The sequence below is a fragment of the Ewingella americana ATCC 33852 genome (assembly GCF_000735345.1).
Lineage (GTDB): Bacteria > Pseudomonadota > Gammaproteobacteria > Enterobacterales > Enterobacteriaceae > Ewingella > Ewingella americana.
The window spans coordinates 212249-232677 of record NZ_JMPJ01000053.1; the positions used below are offsets into that span (position 1 = coordinate 212249).

Below are 20429 nucleotides of genomic sequence, written 5' to 3' on the forward strand. Positions count from 1 at the left end.
AGATCAACTTGCGATCAGATTGACATATTTTGCTGCATCGCTGTTTTGCAGATGCTGGCAAAGCCCGGCAACTAACTCTGTCAGCCCTTGTTCATCCGCTTCGTCGAAGCGTTGATAGACGGTGCTATCGATGTCCAAGACGCCAATCACTGTGCCATTAACGCTAATCGGTAAGACGATTTCTGCGTTACTTGCTGCGTCGCAGGCGATATGCCCGGGGAACGCATGCACGTCACCGACGCGCTGCACGGTGTTTTCAGCCACGGCCGTCCCGCAAACGCCCTTTCCTACTGGAATGCGCACGCAGGCAATTTTGCCCTGAAAAGGTCCAAGCACCAGAGTGGAACCATCCATAAGATAGAATCCCGCCCAGTTAACCCCTTCAAGACGCTCATAAAGTAAGGCGCTGGCATTCGACAGAGTAGCAATAAAATTGTTCTCTCCGGCGATGAGCGCGTTCAGATCACGTTTTAATTCCGCGTAGAATTCTTGTTTATTCATGTAATAACCAATAATGACCCAAGGGCAGTCAGCCGATATGTTGTGCTTAACCCCTATAAAATAAGCATTAAATGCCCATCTGAACAAGGTTAATCCTATGTGACTTCAAAAAGACTGACCTACAATGACTGTTTGCCGACCGCATAATACGTTATTTTGTTAAAAATACCTGACAGAACTTAACATCCTAGCCCTGTAGAGCATTTCAGGGTAAGTACAATGATAACAACTGGCAAATTTACACCCGGGCTCTATGAAAATACGCACAATGTCAGGACCTTTACCGCAGCCACGCTATCAACGTTGCAATGAATGCGATTACCTTTTTTCTATTCCTGACCTGAAGAAAACGCAAACAGCTCATTGCCCACGCTGCAATGCCAAGGTTGAAAAAGGCCGGGTCTGCTCGCTGCCGCGCCTGATTATTATCGCCATTAGCATCTTGGTGCTGATGCCTTTCGCCTTTACCGAGCCTTTAATCAGCATTCGTCTGCTGGGCACCCGCATTGACGCCAGCCTATTTGAAGGTATCTGGCAGATGTCGAGCCAAGGCTCACCGCTGACTGCCAGCATGGTGGCTTTCTGCACCATTGGCGCGCCGGTCACTTTAGCCGGTTCTATCCTTTATCTGCACTTCGGCAGCCGTTTGGGGATGAACCTCAAGCCGGTGCTGTTGATGCTCGACAGGCTGAAAGACTGGGTGATGCTCGACATCTATCTGGTCGGCATGGCCGTCGCCAGCATCAAAGTAAAAGAGTACGCTGACATTGACGTCGGCCCGGCGCTGTTGGCCTATCTGATGATGACCGTGCTAGTGACGCTGACCTTGATCAATCTGAATATCGAGCAGCTTTGGGAGGAGTTTTACCCGCAGCCGCGCCCGAAAGGTTTGCCTTCCACCTTCAAGCTCTGCCTGTCGTGCAAATTTACCGGCCACGCCGATGACAAAGGTCGCTGCCCGAGGTGTCACGTGCCGATGGCGGTGCGTTACAAACACAGCTTGCAGAAGACTTGGGCGGCGCTGATTGCCGCCATGATGTTCTTGCTGCCCGCTAATCTCATGCCGATTTCTGTCATTTATCTGAATGGGCAACGCACCGAGGACACGATATTCTCCGGCGTCGTTTCGCTGGCGACGTCCGGCAACGTGCCAATTGCCGCCATCGTGTTTATTGCCAGCGTGCTGGTGCCTTTCACCAAGGTTATCGTGATGCTCACCTTGCTGTTGAGTATTCATTTTAAGGCGATTCAAGGATTGAAAACGCGGATACGCTTACTGCGGGTGGTGACCTGGATTGGTCGCTGGTCGATGCTTGATCTGTTTGTAATTTCCTTGATGATGTCGTTGGTGAACCGTGACCAACTGTTGTCATTTACAATGGGCCCGGCGGCCTTCTTCTTTGGCACCGCCGTGATCCTCACAATACTTGCCGTAGAATGGCTTGATAGCCGCTTGATTTGGGATGCACATGCAACAGGAAACGCCGAATACACCGACTGAAGCGCGGGTTAAGAACAGACGCCGGATATCGCCTTTCTGGCTTCTGCCTTTTATTGCCTTACTGATAGCGGGCTGGCTTATCTACAGCAACTATCAGGAACGAGGCACCACCGTTACCATTGATTTCCAGTCTGCCGCCGGGATTGTCGCGGGGCGAACCCCTGTGCGCTATCAGGGGGTGGAAGTCGGCACCGTTGAGTCAATCAGCCTGAGCAAAGACCTGCGCACCATCATGGTCAAGGTCAGCATCAAGAGCGACCTGTCGGACTCCTTGCGCGATGGCACTCAATTCTGGCTGGTCACGCCGAAAGCCTCTCTGGCCGGGGTTTCCGGGCTGGACGCGCTGGTGGGCGGTAACTACATCGGCATGATGCCGGGCAGCGGCAAAGAGAAAGATCACTTTGTGGCGCTGGATACTCAGCCGAAATATCGCCTGAACACTGGCGAGCTGATGATTCACCTGCACGCCCGTGATCTCGGCTCACTCAGCACCGGCTCGCTGGTCTACTACCGCAAAATTCCGGTCGGTAAAGTTTACGATTACGATATTGAAGCCGGAAACGACGGCGTCACCATTGACGTGCTGATCGAGCGCCGCTTCGCCCATCTGGTCAAAGACACCAGCCGCTTCTGGAATGTCTCCGGCTTCAAAGGCGATTTCAGCCTCAGCGGCGCGAAAGTTGAGATGGAAAGCCTCGCGGCGCTGGTCAACGGCGCGATTGCCCTCGACTCGCCTGCTGACGGCAACGTCGCCAAGCAAGAGCAGTCCTACGAGCTATACCCGGACTTGGCGCAGAGCCAGCGCGGGGTAGAAATCGATCTCGATCTGCCTAACGGCGACGGCCTGAAAGAGGACCGCACGCCGCTGATGTACCAAGGGCTACAGGTGGGTACGCTGACCAAAGTGACCCTTCAGCCAGACAACAAGGTGACCGGCAAACTGACCGTTGACCCGTCGGTGATCGACATGATGCGCACCGGCACGCGCATTGAGATGAACAGCCCGAAAATCAGCCTGAGCAATGCCAAGCTGAGCCAACTGCTGACTGGCAACACGCTGGAGCTTATTCCCGGCGAAGGTCAGCCGCAGAAGCACTTCACCGTACTCGACAGCAGCCAGCGCCTGCTGCAAGACCCCGGCGTGCTACAAGTTCAGCTGATTGCTCCGGAAACCTTTGGTATTGATGCCGGGCAGCCGGTGATGCTGCACGGCATCGCCGTCGGCCAGGTTCTCGACCGCAAAATGACCGATGAAGGCATTCTGTTTAACATCGCGGTGAAGCCTGAATACAAAGGCCTGTTGCACAAAGACAGCAAGTTCGTGGTAAACAGCCGCGTTGACGTCAAACTGGGCATCGACGGCATGGAAGTGCTGGGTGCCAGCGCCCAAGAGTGGGTGGACGGCGGCGTGCGCATTATTCCGGGCGGCAAAGGCGAACCGGCGAAAAAATACCCGCTTTACAGCAATGCTGAAAAAGCCGCCGAAGGCATTCAAGGCGAACAGCCGGGCGCAACCCTGACGCTCACCGCCAAAAGCCTGCCAGACGTTCAGGCCGGTTCCGTGGTGCTGTACCGCAAATTCCAAGTGGGCCAGATTGTTAACGTGACGCCAAAAGCCAATGAGTTTGACGTCGACGTCTATATCCGCCCTGAATACCGCAAGTTGCTCACTGATAAGAGTATTTTCTGGGCCGAAGGCGGCGCGAAAGTGCAACTGAATGGCAGCGGCTTAACGGTTCAGGCCTCGCCGCTCGACCGCGCGCTGAAAGGCGCGATCAGCTTCGACAACAACGAAGGCGTCACCCTGAGTAAAGGTGCCAAACGCGTATTGTATGAGTCAGAAACCGCAGCGCGCGCGGTAGGCAGCCAGATTACGCTCAATACCTACGACGCCAGCAAGCTCTCAGCCGGAATGCCAATTCGCTACTTAGGCATCAACATTGGTCAGGTTGAGTCACTGAAGCTGGAGTCGAAACTGAATCAGGTTTCCGCCAAAGCCGTGCTCTACCCTGAGTATGTCGACACCTTCGCCCGCATGGGGACGCGATTCTCTATCGTCTCGCCGGAGATCTCCGCAGGCGGCGTCAGCAACCTAGACACCCTGTTGCAGCCCTATATCAATGTGGAAGCAGGTAAAGGCCCGTCCTCGCGCACCTTCGACCTGCAAGAGTCGACCATTACGGATTCCCGCTACACCGACGGTCTGGGCATTGTGGTTGACGCAGCCGAAGTCGGCTCGCTGCAAATCGGTACGCCAGTGCTGTTCCGTGGTATCGAAGTCGGTACCGTGACCGGATTCTATCTGGGCGCCATGGCTGACCGCGTCAACGTCACGCTGCGTATCAGTAAGAAGTACCAGTATCTGGTGCGCGACAATAGCGTGTTCTGGCTGGCGTCGGGCTATAACCTGCAATTTGGGCTGACCGGCGGGATGCTGAAAAGCGGCACCTTCCAGCAGTTCATTCGCGGCGGTATCGCCTTCGCCACCCCGCCTTCAACGCCAGTTGCGCCGAAAGCGGGCGCGGGTCGCCACTTCCTGCTTAACCCGGAAGAGCCGAAAGATTGGCAAAAATGGGGCACGGCAATCCCGAAAAACTAAAGGTCGCCGCGTAATGCTCAAAGGCCACCCTCGGGTGGCCTTTTTGTTGCTGCACCGCGCTTCGCCGGAACATGGTAAACTTGCGCCAATTTGATTTTCCGTTTCCTCTGCGACGAGACTTTCCTTTGTCCAAACCAACTCAATTTGTGGCGAAATTGCCACCCGCATTCCTTGATGCCACCCGCGAAATCATGCCAGCCGCGCTGAGCATGGATGACTTTATTGCTGCCTGTAATCAGCCACTGCGTCCCAGCCTGCGGGTAAACACGCTAAAGATCAGCGTCGCCGACTTCCTTGAGCTGGCGGCCAGCTACCAGTGGGAACTGACGCCGGTGCCTTGGTGCGCAGAAGGCTTCTGGATAGTGCGTCAGGGGGATGATGAAACCCGTCTGGGCAATGCTCTCGCGCACCTCGCCGGGCTGTTTTACATTCAGGAAGCCAGCTCGATGCTGCCGGTCACCGCCCTGTTTGCCAACGACACTCGACCAACGCTGGTGATGGACGTGGCTTCTGCGCCCGGCTCTAAAACCACGCAAATCGCCGCGCTGATGAATAATCAGGGCGGAATTGTCGCCAACGAATACTCCGCCAGCCGCGTGAAGGTGCTGCATGCCAATATCAGCCGCTGCGGCGTAGCCAACACCGCCCTCACCCATTTCGACGGAAGAGTGTTTGGCGCGGCGCTGCCGGAAACCTTCGACGCCATTTTGCTCGACGCTCCCTGCTCGGGCGAAGGCGTAGTGCGTAAAGACCCGGACGCCATGAGCAACTGGTCAGCCGAGAGCGTGGTCGAGATTGCCGCCACCCAGCGCGAACTGATCAACAGCGCCTTCCACGCGTTGAAGCCCGGCGGCACGCTGGTTTACTCCACCTGCACCCTGAACGCGCAGGAAAACCAGCAGGTCTGCCAATGGCTGCTGGATGAATATCCCGACGCGGTAGAAGTGGAGTCACTGGCCGACCTGTTCGACGGCGCGCAGAAAGCGCTGACCGCCGAGGGCTATCTGCACGTATTCCCACAGGTTTATGATAGCGAAGGCTTTTTTGTTGCCCGCCTGCGTAAAACGGCCTCGATTGATCGCCTGCCAACGCCGGGCTACAAAGTGGGGAAATTCCCGTTCTTCCCGCTATCGCGCAAAGATAGCGCCGAGGTGATTGCGGCGGCGCAAAAGTCCGGCATCGTTTGGTCTGACCAAGAGATGGCGATTTGGGAGCGCGATAAAGAGCTATGGCTCTTCCCGCGCGTGCTCGAGCCGCTGTTTGGCAAAGTGCGCTTCTCACGCATTGGCATGAAGCTGGCGGAGCGTTTTTCTAAAGGTTTCCGCTGGCAGCATGAAGCCGTTATCGCCCTCACCGCCGATTCGGCAGAGACTCATTTCGCCATTGATGACGAGCTGACGCAGGCGTGGTTCCGCGGCGTGGACATTTACCCGCCGGAATCTCCCGAACGCGATGAGTGCGTGGTGACTTGGCAGAATCAACCGTTAGGGCTGGCGAAACGCATCGGCAGCAGAATTAAAAACAGCTTACCCCGCGAACTGGTGCGCGATGGTGCTATTCGCCCTCATAAGTGAGCATTAGTCCACCATTAATGGCACTCAGCCATTAGCAAAACTTGAGTTATTTTTAAAGCGCCCGTCAATCAAGCTTCTCTTATTTGATTGACGGACCTGCACATATCCTCAATTTTTTGTTGGAATTAGTAGTAGGAATAATCCTAAGCAGCCATGTATTATTGCGGAAATGAATGACACTTCTGGAAATATTATTTCCAGATATGAAGCATATAGCCCGTGTCGAGTAAAGTTTTGCCAGTCGGAGAAGTATCATGGCGGATGAAATACAGTTCCAGTCGGCAGAAGGTCATCTTCTGCGAGAAATGGCCAGCCTTCGCGATATCATTGACAACAACTCTGACTGGATCTGGGAAGTCGACACTCAGGGCAGATACGTTTTCTCCTCCAATAAATGCCAAGAGTTTCTTGGCGTGCCGCCTGAACACGTGTTGGGCAAAACGCCGTTTGACTTCATGCCAGCTGACGAAGCCACGCGCGTTAGCGCCCAGTTCGCCGCCATTGCCGCCCGCCGTGCGCCTTTTGGTGGCTTGCTGAATAGAAATATTCGCGCCGACGGCACTGAAATTATTCTCGAAAGCAGCGGTATTCCGCTGTTTGATGCTGCCGGTGAGTTTAGAGGCTATCGGGGCATTGACCGCAACCTGACTAATCTCGATCAAGCTCCGGGCCAGCGCCTGTTCCAGCTGGAAACCATCTATTCCAACGCGCCGGTCGGCCTGTGTTTCATCGATTTGCAAATGCGTTATGTGACGGTAAATGACGCCATGGCTAACATCATTGGCCTTCAGCCCTATGAGGCCATTGGCCGCCGAGTCGGCGTATTTCTGCCCGGCCTCGCCCCGCTGCTGACTAACGCGCTGGAACTGGCTCAGCGCAATGAAGCCACGCCCGACCGCGAGTTCTCACTGCCTGGCAACAACCAGATTTTCTTCGTAAGAATTAAAGCGGCTTATGATACGCAGAATCAGCTGAGCGGCCTTTCCGTCGCCATGACCGATATCACCAGCCTGAAACGCATGGAGCGTGCGCTGCGCGAGAGCCAAGAGCATTACCGCAATATGGTGGAGCTGAACCCGCAAATTCCGTGGACCGCCGACCCTAAAGGGTTGCTCAACGACGTCAGTTCGCGCTTCCAACGCATTACCGGCATGACCCGGCAGGACATTCTGGCTGACAAGTGGATCCAAAGTATGCACATCGAAGACCGTCGCGGTGCGGTGCAAACCTGGGAGCAGTGCCTGAAAACCGGCGCGCCGCTGGATATCGAAGTGCGCTTTTGCCACGTCGATCGCGGCTGGAACTGGATGCGCATTCGCGCGGCGGCCAGCTATGCACCCGATGGATCTATTCAACGCTGGTACGGCACGGCAGAAGACGTTCACGAGCGCAAACTGCTGGAGCTGAAACTGGTGAAGGCTAATCGTCGGTTGGAAATTCAGGCGCGCACCGATCCTCTTACCAAATTGCCTAACCGCCGCGAATTCAAAAAAGTGCTCAGCCACGAGTATATGCGGGCCAAGCGCAACAGCAGCCCGTTGACGGTGGTGATGATTGATATCGACTACTTCAAGAACTTCAATGACCACTATGGCCATTTGTCCGGCGACGCCTGCTTGCGACTGGTGGCCCGTACTCTGCGAAAAGCGCTGAAACGCAATACCGACGTGATAACTCGCTTCGGTGGCGAGGAATTTGCCGCTATCCTGCCTGATACCGATTTAAAAGGTGCATGGATTGTGGCGCGCCAGATCATGGAAGCCATTGAAACGCTGGGTATTAAACATAGTTTTAGCGAGTTCAATCGGGTGACCATCAGTCAGGGCATTGCCACCTACACGCCGCGTGAAAACCCGGATATTGAAGATCAGTCGGATATCGTCAGCGCGGCAGACCAAGCCCTGTATATTTCCAAAAATAATGGCCGCAACCAAATTAACGCCATGCCAATCTCTGCCCGCCACAACCTGCTTTAATTAACAGATCAAAGTGTGACTCTTTACGGGATATATTTTGTCGAATGAGTCACACTTCCTCATCATTAAATTCATCATGAATTGCCAATATAATAAAACTAGTGATACCGTCCCCCGCGTAGATAAATGGATTGTTACTGCAAACGCAGGCAAAACCTAAACCTTACGAATTATTCACCCAAAGAATAAATTCGTGGTTTAGGTTTTTTTTTGCATTTAACACTCGCGTTATTTTAATTATATATTTTGGATATGCATCAGGGACGCACTATATGAATAAATTATTTATTACCTCAACTTCAATGGCAATTTTATTATTATCACTCTCCCCCTGTCAGGCTAAAGGGTGGGAAAAAGGTAGTTTTCACTCAGAGAAAATTGATCTGCCATATCAGCTTTATACGCCAGAAAAGAGTTCAACGTTATTGCCTTTGGTGATCTATTTACATGGTACCGGGCAGGCAGGAAGTGACAATCAGGCGCAGCTTTACCAAGGTGAAAATATCGGGCCAGACTACTTCACCAGCCCGGCCAGCCAGTCACATCAAGCTACTTACGTTTTAGCACCACAAACCCCGGCGGCCATTCGCTGGGCCAGCACTAGCCTTGCTGAATATGACTTTAAGCAAACGCCCATCACCTCCTCTATGGAGAACTTACTGGCGCTGATTGATAAAACCGTGGCCCAACACCCTATCGACAAAAACCGAATTTATCTCGCTGGCCTGTCCCGTGGCGGGCAAGGCGTTTGGTACGCGGCCCTGCTGCGCCCCGATTATTTCGCCGCCATTGTGCCGATTGCCGGTTCAGGCAGCCCAGAGTACGCACAGAAATTAATTAAGTTACCGATCTGGGTATTTCACGGCACGGACGACCAAGTGACTGATGTCAATTACAGCCGCAATATGGTCGACAGCATAATTAAACAAGGTGGCAGCACCCGCTATTTGCGTTACACCGAAATAGAAGGTGGAAATCATGAATCATCTTGGTTAACCGCACATAAAAATAGTGAATTATGGCAGTGGGTGTCGAAGCAAAATAAAAACAATCACACTTCTCCCGCAATTACTCACTAATAGATTCGACTAATAAGGAAAGCCATTATGTTTCTCAGGACGCATAAATTAAATGTTTTTGTACTTTGTATGACGTTCATTAATCCACTTTGTTATGCGGATGATAATGAAATTCCGGCCATTGAAGATAAAGCCGCCAAACCTTGGGCTTCTAAAGCGCTGGGCTTTGAGCCATCTCCTCAAGAAGGGCTGTTGGGGGATTGGCTGGGAGTAAAACCTGCATTGAAGGAGCACGGGTTCAAATACACCCTCGGCTACCTGAGTCAAAGTGCCTACAACATTGACGGAGGCTATGACCAGAGCGGCAAACTGGCATATATCGACCAGTTTTGGCTGATGTTCAAACAAGATTTGGAAGGCCTGACCGGTATTCCCGACGCCACCATTGATGGCAATATCGTCAATCGCAACCACGACTCAAACCTCACTCGCGACCGCACGCAAGACCCGCGCAGCGGCTTCACCGACATTGCACAGGAGAGCTGGGGTGGCGGTTCAATTACGCGCCTTGGCTGGCTGACCTTCAGCCGAAGCTTTATGGACCGCAAGCTCAGTTGGCGAGTCGGCCTGATGAATAAACAGCTCGATTTCGACCAAATTATTCCCTGCGATTTCCAGACCCTCGGCCTTTGCGGTGGCAAGTCCGCCAGCGGCGGCATGTGGTACAACTGGAACGTGCACTACTGGGGAACGTCGCTGAAGTACAAGTTTGATAGCGGGATTACGCTAAAAACCGGTTTGTATGAACAAAACCCTGAAACCAACAGCCGGGGGCATGCGTGGAGTATCTCAACCACCGGCAGCCGTGGCGTGGTGGTTCCGTTGGAAGTTGAATGGCGCACCCGTGCCATTAATCAGCTCCCCGGCGCCTACAATCTCGGGGTGATTTACACCAATGCCAGCCAGAAAGATCGTTATAAAGGCAAGAACGGCGGCCCCGGTGCCACCGACCCCGATGGCTATGATGAGATCCAGCAGAACTGGTATCTCTACGCCGGTCTTAACCAGCAAGTGACTCAGCACAGCACTGATGCGGACCGTGGCATGAGCGTCTACGCCAGCCTTGGGCTAGCTGACCAACGCGCTTTGCCAATGCACTACAAAACCTCCGTCGGTTTGCGCTATCGCGGGCTGTTTGATGCGCGCCCGGAAGATATGATTGGTGTGGGCATAGGGCGCTATGTCCCGGGAGACCATTTCAAAGACAATCGCCGCTACCTCAACCAGCTGAGTGGGGTTACGGATGTTAATTCTTCACAATATCGCCCAGTGCCGGGCGTTTCATTGACCGGAGAGGTTTTCTATCGTTGGAGACCTATTCAATGGCTTGAACTGCAACCCGGCGTGCAGTATTGGCACAATCCAGGCGGCGTTAAACAGACTTCTGACGCTTGGGTCGGTGCCTTAAAAGCCGTGGCCTACTTCTAACACTCCCCTAACTTGGGTCAGCCATTTGCTGGCCCAATTTGCTTTAATTTTCCCGAGCTAGAAAATTCTTATGGCGCTTTTAACGCGCTCAGCTATTCTCAGTAAGTGGCCTTAACTGGTCATACCTCCTCTTGCGCATTCTAACCTTCACAAGTTAAGGAGTACCTTATGGGGAAATCTGTTATACGAATCGGTAGTTATGAAATAGATGACGCACAGTTATCTACGCCGGAAGCCAAAGGCGGGGACAAGGTTTTCATTCCCTGCAAATCGGACCCGGATTTATGCATGCAGCTAGATGCGTGGGACGATCACACCAGCGTTCCCGCCATTCTTGATGGCCGACACTCGGTGCTGTACAAAGAAAAATACGACAAAGAAAAAGATGAATGGATTATGCGTCTTGAATAAAAAACATGGCGAACGGAGTTCAGTTCGCCATGTTTCATTGTTAGGACACTTAGTGACAAGCCAGAGTTAACGGCACCAGCTGTGAACGCCAAGCCATTAACGCTAAAAAGTTAGAAGGTTTCCACCAGCACAAACTTCATCAATAACAATGGCATGTTTGGTGAAAACAGGTCGTACTCTTCAAAGAAACGCTGATGCTCTTTACGCCAATAAGCCAGCGTTCTATCACCTTCACCCTCTTCGAAAGCATGCTGCTCAGTCACTAAATCGAATGGCACCTGCTTCACCTCAGTCAGCTTCACTGCACACACTGGGTTATTGCGGCCATCGACCACCACGAAAACCTCGCCAGCTTCTGGCTCGGGTTCATCATCCAGATTGGCGCAGGTCGCCGTCTTAACGCCATCGATAACCAGCTTCGCCAATGCATCTGCCTGAGCCTCGGTATCGCCAAAAGACCAACGCTCTGCGGCTATGTATTTTTGTGGGATTTGAGGGATCATGTTTTATCCTTTTCCATTAAAGGGTGCGCGTTAAACGTACACATTATTTTTTACTCTCGGCTGCTGGAGCAGTGCAGGTATTAGGAAGCTCCACCGGCCATTGGCGCGTGCTGCCTGCGCCGTACAACACGGGTATGCCACATTCGATATCCACGCGGGCTAACGGCTTGCCGGTGGTGTCTAGCATCATTGAGGTATCGCCAGTAGAGACAATAGCCACGCCGCTGTCGAAGGTAGAAACCGCGTCAAACACTGGCGGAATGACAAATTTCCCCGCCGCGTTAATAAACCCGTAGTGGTTTTCCACTTTGGCAAAGGCCAAATCATTTACCGGCAGCCCAAGGTCGGTATAGCTGACGTCAGGCAATACCTTGCCCTGCGCGTCAATCCACACTTTCTGCCCATCGTCACGGGTCAGCACTGCACGGCCGTTACTGATAACACTGGCCTTGCCCTGTACTGTCAGCGCCAACTTGCCGGTACCATCAACATAACGCGTGGTAGCCACGTCGTCTTGAGCATCGTAAGAAACTGGCATATCGCTGGCTAGCGGCCAGTGCCACTGACCAGCAGGCATGAGCGCCACCCGCGCGCCAGTGTTGTCTATCAGCTCAGTACCCTGCTCGCTGCTGCGCAAAGCACGGTCTTTCACAAAAGCTGAGCTTTCGGTTGCTAAAGCTGGCTCAATTTGCCAACTGCCCTGTGTAGAGAGATAACCCTCTTGCGGCTGGCGAGAGAGTTTTATCCAGTCGCCCACGGCGGTGATTTGCGTCTGCTGCTCATGTAACTCAATGTTCCCCTGACTGCTCAGCAGCCAAGATTGCCCACCCGCTGCCGTCGCCAGAATACGGCCATCTTTGAACTGTGTAACATCCAAACCAGTGGTCGGAGCGATACGCTGCTTGATGTCCGTCCCCATCACTGAGGCCAATACCGAGGTTTCAGGCTGGTCGGCGACAAGAGGATCGGTTAGCAACCAGAGTGCCGGATTGATTCGCTCGGCTTTGGCATATGTAGCGTCAACCACCAGCTTGCCGCTCTCATCCGCCAGCCCCCACAGGCCATTCGGCAGCTGTACTGCCGCCTGCTGCCCGGCGTAGGTGTCTACGCTTTTATAGGCTGGCGAAGAGATAACCTTCTGGGTGAGAACGTCGTAAATTCCCCACAGAGCGCCTTCAGAGGCCGTCTCGCGGAAACGGAACCAGCCGTTGCCGATAGACTCCAGCTCAAAAGCATCAGGCAGAGTGAAATGCTTGCCGCTGGTATCAATGGCGGTCAGTTTGCCATTCAAATAATCCAGCGCGTAGCCCTGTTCAAATGGCGAGATATTGTCTTCAGTCAGCGGAACACGAACTTTCCCCTGCTCATCCACAATGCCCGTGCCCTGCGCAGTTTTCACAATAAATTGCTGGGAGATATCACCTTTAGGGTCAGCAGTGACCTCGGCCGCAGCGGGCTGAATGTCCAGCCACTTGCTATCAATCTGCAATGAACCGTCGGCGCGCATAAAGCCAGCGCCGGTTTTTGAAGGTGAGTCAGGGCGAATCAGGGCGATTGGGGTAGTGTCGGAAGCCGCGTTGCCACGCAGAGGCTCAAGGCGGTAGCCTTCAAGCGCAGAATTGTTCTTCTGGCTTATCAACGCTTTGCCGCTGCTATCAACGATATTGATAACTTTTCCCTGCTCATTTTTGAGCCACAGGTTGCCGTTAATCACATCATTATCAGCAATTTGGCTCAGCCAAGCCACATTTTGCGCCCCACCAATCATGCCGCCGGAGGCCGAGATAATAGCATTCACCTTCGGCGATCCGTCTTTGACGGTCAGCAGGAAATTACCAGTATCTTGAATCAGCGGCACGCTGCCAGCAGGAAGATTTAACGCCGCTTTTTTACCCGGCACATAGACCTCGACCGACTCTTTACCCTGAGTCGAGAGAACATAGTTACCTTGATAAATAAGCGAATTGGCTTTCTCTTCGTCGAAAGAGGCCACCACGGCGCTGCTGTTATCCAGCAGCTTTATGCCATCGGTCGCTTTTGCCAGCCAAAACGTTGGCGTCACGGCTTTTACGGAGAGATATTTTTGCGTGTCCGGCGTGCCATCATCACGGATAAGCGTGATGCCGTCATTGCTGGTCGCTAAGGCCAGATGCTGATTATTGGCATCCAGCTGAATGTTTTTAAATTGGGGCTTGAGTCGCCATTCGAGGTTTTGGTCGGCAATGCCATAACCTTCAATGCCTCGGGCGATAAACAGTTGATTTTTGCCAAAAGGCTGCAAGATTTCCATCTTGTCACTGGCAACATGACGGGATTCGTCAGGCGCCAGCAAGACCGTTTTATAGTCCAAGCGCAGACGTGCTGGTTCACCGTCGCTCAGCGTGGCGGTATCCACCAGCTGATCCAAAGGCTGGCCGACCTGACTACCTTTGCGGTCAATAATTTGCACTTTGCCGTCGAGTGTCACCACGGCCAGACCTGACTGGGTAAAGTTCTCAGCCTGATCGAAAGTCGGTTTGATTATCCAACTACCCGTGGCGTCGATATAACCCCATTTCCCCGCTTGTTCGGCTCTCGCCGCGCCAAAGTGGAAATCACCAACGTTGTCGAACACCGGTTTGATAACCAGCTGGCCCTGAGCATCAAGGAAGCCCCAGCGATTGCCCGTTGGCGCGGCTGGTGAAGGCGAAGCTGCGGGCTGAGTTTCAGCAGCCGCTGGCTGGTCTGAAGCTTGCGCTGCTTGGCTTGCAGGCTGTGCTGGCTGAGCAGGCGCTTCAGCCGGAGTTTGCTGATCGGTAGAAGGTTGAGCAGTAGGAATTTGCGCAGCAGGCAGCTGAACCGCCGCGCGACCTTCATGCACACTGCGAATACATAAGTTTTGCGTCGCAGGTAGCGCGAGTTCGGCCTGATGTGCGCCATTCGCCGCATTCAGGTCAGCAAAACAGGCACTGCTCGGCTCGGCTAAGGCCGGGTAAGCAAACCCGACCAAGGCCATCATGCCGCCAGTGCGTAATGCGCCGCGAATGGCAGCGCGCAGGGAAACACCACCAACAGGTTGGATCATTGACCACTCCCATTGGCGCAAGTCACCGGCTTCAGCGGCCAGAACTGGTGCCCTTTCGCATCGGTAATAATACGTTGATTACAGTGTACTTCGAGCTGCGCCAGCACGTTGCCATTGGTATTGAGCAACTGCGCCTGACCTTTCATTCCGGCCCATGCGCGTTTCTCGCTAAAGTCTTGCGCCCACTCGAACTCAGGCACCACGGCAAAGCGACCGGCCAGATTGATATAGCCGAAGTTCGCCCCGTAGGTTGACTGCTTCACGGCTTTGGCAAGGCCGTCGTTCATGCCGCCAATCTTGTCGAAGTAGGAACCAATGACTTTTTTGCCATTCGAATCAATCAGGCCGAATAGGCCGTTGGTGTCCTTGAATGGCACTGTCCCTTCGCTGGCATCGCTGACCTGAAGGCTGCTTAAACCTGGGTAACGCTGAACTTCGTGACCCGAGTTATCAAACAGCACGGTCTCGCCAGTCGCATTATCGTTGAGGGCTAAACGCGCCATGGAAGCAAGGGGTTCAGCAGCTGCAAAACCTTCCAGCGGCTCGCCACCCGTGGTGTCAATCAGCGTGACATGGTTGTCGCTGACTGCACTGGCCCAATCTTGCGGCTGAACAAAGTTAAGTGCGGCGGAATAGAGAGGCTGAACTTGCCACTGGCCCTGCCCATCAATTGCGCCAAAGCGCGGGCCAAAGCCGAGCAGTACCCACTCGTTATCAATGTTAACGGATGAAGGGATAATCGCCTTGCTCACCGCGGCGCGCCCATCGTTGTCGATTACGGCTACGCCACCGTCTGCAGGCTGTACCAACCAATGTTCATTACCGACGTTCAGCGGTTTGCCAAGTAAGTTGCTGGCAATCGATTGACCATTTTCGGCGTTAAACAGGCTGAAATGGTGTTGAGCGTTGGCCGCGTCGTTTGGCTGGTCATCGTCGGAGATGCTAAACATGGCATCTCCAATATATTGTGGTTTACCTGAGCGATCTTCATCGGGTGCAATGGCCCATTGACCGGTGCGGTTAATCACGCCCCAGCCGCCATCAGCTCTCGCCACGGCATAACCTGCTTTAAAGTCATCAACCTCAAAGAACTGCGGTGCGGCTAAGACGCTTTTGCTTTGAATATCCCACAGGCCCCAGCGTCGGTCTTTACCTTCGCCTTCTGCCGTTAACAGAACACCAGAGCTAATGCGCTGGCCGCTCTGCAAAATGTTGTCCGGTGCATCAACCACGTTGCCATGGTTATCGATGATGCGTTTGCTTTCAGGCTTGTTATCTTCAGTGGTCGCCCAGCTGTAATCACCCGAGAAAGGCGTAATTTGTGCGAAGGTTGGCTGAATCGCCCATTTGCCATCAGCATCAATGGCGCCCATCTTATGGTTCTCAGTTTTCACCAACAGCGGCGCATGGCGAATGTCGCCGTCAACACTGGCCCACTGCGGATCTGAGTAGACTTCGCCTTGCGAGGTTAAGATAGCAACGGATTTTTTGGCGTCATTAGGTTCTAGCAGCGCCCAAGGTAGGCCTTGTGCTTGGGCATTTTGCCCGGCGCTGCCATTGCCTGACTTCTGAGAACTTAGCTCCTGAGCACCTAAAGGCTGAACCTCAAACTCGCGCAGGGCGTTCAGCACGGAATCAGCCAACAGGCCAACACCATTGCTGTTATAGATTTGCACCACTTGAGGCGATTTACCCTCATTCTGGAGTACCCAGAGATTGCCGTTTTGCATCAGCAGTTGTGGCTTTGTGGCTTTCACATTCACGATTTGGTTCTGCGGGCCAATCAGGGTTACACCCTTGCCGCCTTTGGCGACTAACCAGTCGCCCCAGTCCTGCAAATCTTCTGCCTGATCGGCAGCAATATCCTGCACTTTCTCAAGGGTGCTGCTAAGCAGTAGGTGACCGCCATTATCGGTGGTAACTAACCAGCTTCCAGATTTAAGAGCATGCACGGCTTTGTATTTTTCTTTGCTGAGCGCAACGCCTTGTTTATCAAGGAATGTCCAGTCAGTCTTATCCTTAACGGCAATGACTTCACCATTCAGCACTGGCTCATTGCGGGTTTTCAATACCATAGGATCAACGGCCCATTCGCCATTATCATTGAGGTATCCCCAATAGCCGCTGTCGGCGGTATCGCGTTTCTGAGCTGGAACCAGCCCTGACTGAGGCTCTTGCAGCGCCATCACGTCATCAGGTAAGGCGAGGGATTTGCCGGTTTGCGCATTCCACAGCGCAGGAGAAACCTGAGCCTGAACACTTGCCAGCGCCTGCCCTTTGACAAAGCCTTCACTGTCCAGCGACGCGCCAAACGGCAGGGTTTGAATCACCGCACCTTTACGATCAATCAGCGCAAGACGGTTATCAATCACCACCAGCGCAGTGCCAGCAGCATTAAAATCCGTCGCGCGGGTAAATCGAGGCTCAATCACCCAGTGGCCTTTCTTATCTATATAGCCAAAGAGATCGTCTTTCTTCGCCGCAGCAATATCATTAGAGAAGCCGCTGACTTCGCGGAACTGAGGTTCAATGACCATATGGCCGGTGAGATCAACATAACCCCACAGCCCTTGGGCATCGCGCGAGGCCCCCATCAAAACTGGGGATAAGCCTTGCTGGAAAGGCAATTGGCACTTTTCAGCTGTTTTGGCGTTACTGCACGCCCGCAACCACGCATCGTCTGCATGGGCCGGCAAGCTAAAAGTAGCATTCAGAACTATCGCTAAGGCGCTGAAGTTTCTGAGATGTTTGAGTGTTTCGGAGCAAATCATCCGATTCCCTTATGACAAGATAATAAGAAAGTTTAGCGCACATAACCCTGATGATTTCGCTAGTGACGCGTTAAACGGTAAAAATCCGTGAATAATCAAGTTCAATGGTACTTACACGCTACGGCTTACAGGGTGTCAGCTTGTGAGATAAAAAGCAGCTATTTTATTGCCTCAACCCGCATGAATACACTTAATAACGGCACTTCTGCATGAAAACTCAACGTTATTTTAAGATTTATTTTCGCGTTGCTTTTGCACACTTATGGAATCAATGCTTCCCAACTGAAAATGTGTCCATAAAAACCTCTATTTACAACTTTCCAGCGTTCGGCGATGTGCAATTTCCTTCTGCACAATCGTAGAAAAAACCGCCACCGGCGTCTATCTCCGATTCACCGGTTTCCAAGAAACCTCGTAAAAAATATTAACCGTTACATCAGTTACATAGCGTTATTAGATTGAACATTCCAACAATTGAAAAAGAGTCGAAATAGCTCAGTTTACTTATTGCCATCCCCCCAACCAGACTGCATTCTGTATTTCGAGCATCACCGCCGTTCGGCCCCAAGCCGATCTCTTTTCCATCAGACTGAATGACGCCATGAATAATAAAAATTTTTGTACCGTGGCCGACGTGGCCGACCTTGAGGCTGGCCTACGTGAGATTCGCCAGCACCTGCATCAACACCCGGAACTCTCCAACGAAGAGGCCAAAACCGCCGATTTCGTTTCCAAAGAACTCAGCCAGCTTGGCTATCACGTCACCATGGGCGTGGGCGGGCACGGCGTCGTTGGCACCATGAAACGTGGTACGGGCAGTCGCAGCATAGGCATTCGCGCGGATATGGACGCCTTGCCTATTAATGAAGAGACCGGCGCGGCCTATGCCAGCCAGACTGCCGGCGTGATGCATGCCTGCGGCCACGACGGCCACACCACCATGCTATTAGGTGCTGCCAAGCAGTTGGCCCGCAGCAAAAACTTCTCCGGCACCGTACACCTTATCTTCCAGCCAGCGGAAGAGATTGGTTTCAACAGTGGCGCACAACGCATGCTCGAAGAGGGCCTGTTCGAGCGCTTCCCTTGCGATGCGGTCTATGGGCTGCACAACCATCCGGGCTATCCGGCAGATAAAATGATGTTCCGCGCCGGGCCATTTATGGCGGCGTGTGACACGGTGAATATCACCATTCGCGGCAAAGGCGGCCATGCCGCGCGCCCGCACATGACCGTTGACCCTATTCTGGTCGCCAGCAGCTTGGTGGTGGCGCTACAAACCGTGGTTTCGCGCAATATCGACCCGAACGAAACCGCCGTCGTCACCATTGGCTCGCTGCACGCAGGCCACGCGTCTAATGTCATTCCTGAAACTGCCCGCATTGAAATGAGCGTCCGCTCTTTCGACGCCGGAGTGCGTAAAATTCTTGAAGAGCGCATCCGTTCTTTAGCCGAGCTGCACAGCGCGGGCTATGGCGCGGTGGCGGAGATTGAGTATGTGCCGGGCTATCCGGTGCTGGTCAATCATGCGCAGGAAACGGCCTTTGCCTTAGAAGTGGCAAAAGAGTTGCTTGGGGAAGAGAACGTGGTGGATAACTTGCCGCCTATTTCTGGCAGTGAGGACTTTGCTTACTTCTTGCAGAACAAACCGGGCTGCTTCTTGCGTTTGGGCAATGGCAATAGTGCGGTGCTGCACAACCCAGCCTATGATTTCAACGACGACAGCCTAACTATCGGAGCGGCTTACTGGACGCGTTTAGTCGAGCGTTACCTTACTGAGAACCTTGATTAGTTCAGAAGGTTAGCGGCAAAAACCAAACCAGCGCATGCCTAAGTGGAAGTGATTGGCGTGCGCTGCGTTATAGTCTGGCCCAATGGAGTTACCAAAGTAAGGGCAGCTGCGACTGAACATATCGCGGATGAAACTGCCGCTGGCGTCATCCTGCTTCCAGGCTTTCAGCACAGTGATATTTCTGCCATCGGCAAGTCGGAACCCCGCTACATCCAAGGCTTCCGCAGTGGCATGTTCGCTTAATCGGCCTTCTGCACGATGATAAACATTGCGACAGGCATAGCTGCCGAGATGGTCAATGCGAGTCAGCCCTGCTCCCAGTTGTGCTTCAGCCTGAGGTTTCGCGACCTGCGAAACAAACATCGCGCTGCTCAGCGCCAATCTACAACTCGCCAAAAAGCTTGAGCTTAGAGAAACAGAACCGAATTTCTGCACCCGCACCGCAGACTGCAATGGGCAGTTCCCCTGCGTGCTGGCAACCCGCGTGAAAGTAATCGCCCCCTCCTGTTCCGCGCTATCAAGCACAGACAAACAAGCCTCAGGATTATTGTCCAACCGACGGAGTTTGTACTTGGTAATAACATTCGGCGGATCGTTAACAGACAGCGGCGTAAAAGGGTTATAGCGCGAAGGCACCCTCTCCGTGATCCAAGGCGCTGCATACAGCAGAGCGACCAAGAAAATAATGAGGACAACCACGTACTTCATCAGGATGGTCCTTATGGTTGTGGGTTTGGTGTAAAGCTAGAAGGATGAGTTTTGGGGTAATTTTAGTGTATGGGTGGGGTTTGTGGGGGAAATGAGTTGGTTTATACAACCTAACTGGATTTAGACGTCAGGATGTCAGATATGAATTAGCCAGCAGCAACAGAAGGAGAATGAGGTATAAACCCTGAAAGGCAAAACACTCATGATTCAGGCAGATATTCCCAGCCATTTTGGCCCGCTATGAACTGTACTATCATCATCTATCACTCTTGCCTCAAGCTGAGCTGCAATTTGCAGCATTTTTCTATAGCAATAGCTTTAAACTCAACCAGACACATGGTTGATATCTCGTAGTTCCCCTGTAAAAATTAAAAATAAGTGTACTGAGGTCGATGATTTCCGATATGGCCGATAACGTAATTTGTGAAGAAAAGCCTGCCTCATTGTCATCCAGTGTTTACGATGACGATGAGGAGTGACTAGAAAAATTGAGTTCAGCGCTATGCATGGAGTGCATGATTCTGC

Annotated in this window: 13 protein-coding genes; 8 read left to right on the forward strand and 5 right to left on the reverse strand. The window is 52.9% G+C overall.

Annotated elements, in window-relative coordinates; genetic code table 11:
- Positions 1 to 3: 3 nt before the first annotated feature.
- A complete protein-coding gene (locus GEAM_RS10545) occupies positions 4 to 501 on the reverse strand; it encodes a GAF domain-containing protein (RefSeq protein ID WP_034791230.1) in 498 nt (165 codons plus the stop codon).
- Between the two features lie 253 nt (positions 502 to 754).
- On the opposite strand from GEAM_RS10545, the gene yebS reads away from it, so the two are divergent.
- The 7 genes from yebS (at position 755) to GEAM_RS10580 (ending at position 11069) form a co-directional block, all read left to right on the forward strand.
- Entirely contained in the window at positions 755 to 2002 is a 1248-nt protein-coding gene (yebS, locus tag GEAM_RS10550; protein ID WP_034791231.1) for a membrane integrity lipid transport subunit YebS, read from the forward strand.
- Positions 1971 to 4601, forward strand: a complete 2631-nt coding sequence (locus GEAM_RS10555) for a PqiB family protein (RefSeq protein WP_034791233.1) — start codon at positions 1971 to 1973, stop codon at positions 4599 to 4601. The genes yebS and GEAM_RS10555 overlap by 32 nt, the downstream gene beginning before the upstream one ends.
- A 125-nt stretch (positions 4602 to 4726) precedes the next feature.
- The gene (rsmF, locus tag GEAM_RS10560; protein WP_034791504.1) at positions 4727 to 6175 is read left to right on the forward strand and encodes a 16S rRNA (cytosine(1407)-C(5))-methyltransferase RsmF; all 1449 of its coding nucleotides are present in this window, start codon (positions 4727 to 4729) and stop codon (positions 6173 to 6175) included.
- 254 nt (positions 6176 to 6429) lie between these two features.
- A complete protein-coding gene (locus GEAM_RS10565; protein ID WP_034791235.1) occupies positions 6430 to 8151 on the forward strand; it encodes a sensor domain-containing diguanylate cyclase in 1722 nt (573 codons plus the stop codon).
- Positions 8152 to 8423: 272 nt separating this feature from the next.
- Positions 8424 to 9230, forward strand: coding sequence for a carboxylesterase family protein (locus GEAM_RS10570; RefSeq protein WP_034791237.1), 807 nt, complete (start codon positions 8424 to 8426; stop codon positions 9228 to 9230).
- A gap of 69 nt (positions 9231 to 9299) precedes the next feature.
- Positions 9300 to 10658 (forward strand): carbohydrate porin, encoded by a 1359-nt coding sequence (locus GEAM_RS10575; RefSeq protein WP_084674102.1) that lies wholly within the window; start codon positions 9300 to 9302, stop codon positions 10656 to 10658.
- Positions 10659 to 10826: 168 nt separating this feature from the next.
- Positions 10827 to 11069, forward strand: a complete 243-nt coding sequence (locus GEAM_RS10580) for a DUF1480 family protein (protein ID WP_034791239.1) — start codon at positions 10827 to 10829, stop codon at positions 11067 to 11069.
- 110 nt (positions 11070 to 11179) lie between these two features.
- Here the strand turns inward: GEAM_RS10580 and GEAM_RS10585 are convergent, their stop codons facing one another.
- Genes GEAM_RS10585 through GEAM_RS10595 form a run of 3 tightly spaced genes read right to left on the reverse strand, consistent with a single transcriptional unit; the run spans position 11180 to position 17230 of the window.
- On the reverse strand, positions 11180 to 11572 hold the full coding sequence (locus GEAM_RS10585) for an ASCH domain-containing protein (protein WP_034791241.1): 393 nt from the start codon (positions 11570 to 11572) through the stop codon (positions 11180 to 11182).
- A gap of 43 nt (positions 11573 to 11615) precedes the next feature.
- Complete coding sequence (locus GEAM_RS10590; RefSeq protein ID WP_034791242.1) at positions 11616 to 14636, reverse strand: WG repeat-containing protein; 3021 nt, start codon at positions 14634 to 14636, stop codon at positions 11616 to 11618.
- Positions 14633 to 17230, reverse strand: a complete 2598-nt coding sequence (locus GEAM_RS10595; RefSeq protein ID WP_244956630.1) for a WG repeat-containing protein — start codon at positions 17228 to 17230, stop codon at positions 14633 to 14635. The genes GEAM_RS10590 and GEAM_RS10595 overlap by 4 nt, the downstream gene beginning before the upstream one ends.
- A gap of 778 nt (positions 17231 to 18008) precedes the next feature.
- Here GEAM_RS10595 and GEAM_RS10600 point away from each other — a divergent pair.
- Entirely contained in the window at positions 18009 to 19196 is a 1188-nt protein-coding gene (locus GEAM_RS10600; RefSeq protein WP_034791246.1) for a M20 aminoacylase family protein, read from the forward strand.
- A gap of 9 nt (positions 19197 to 19205) precedes the next feature.
- Here GEAM_RS10600 and GEAM_RS10605 read toward each other — a convergent pair whose 3' ends face one another.
- Positions 19206 to 19904, reverse strand: a complete 699-nt coding sequence (locus tag GEAM_RS10605; protein WP_034791248.1) for an extensin-like domain-containing protein — start codon at positions 19902 to 19904, stop codon at positions 19206 to 19208.
- Positions 19905 to 20429: the final 525 nt, after the last annotated feature.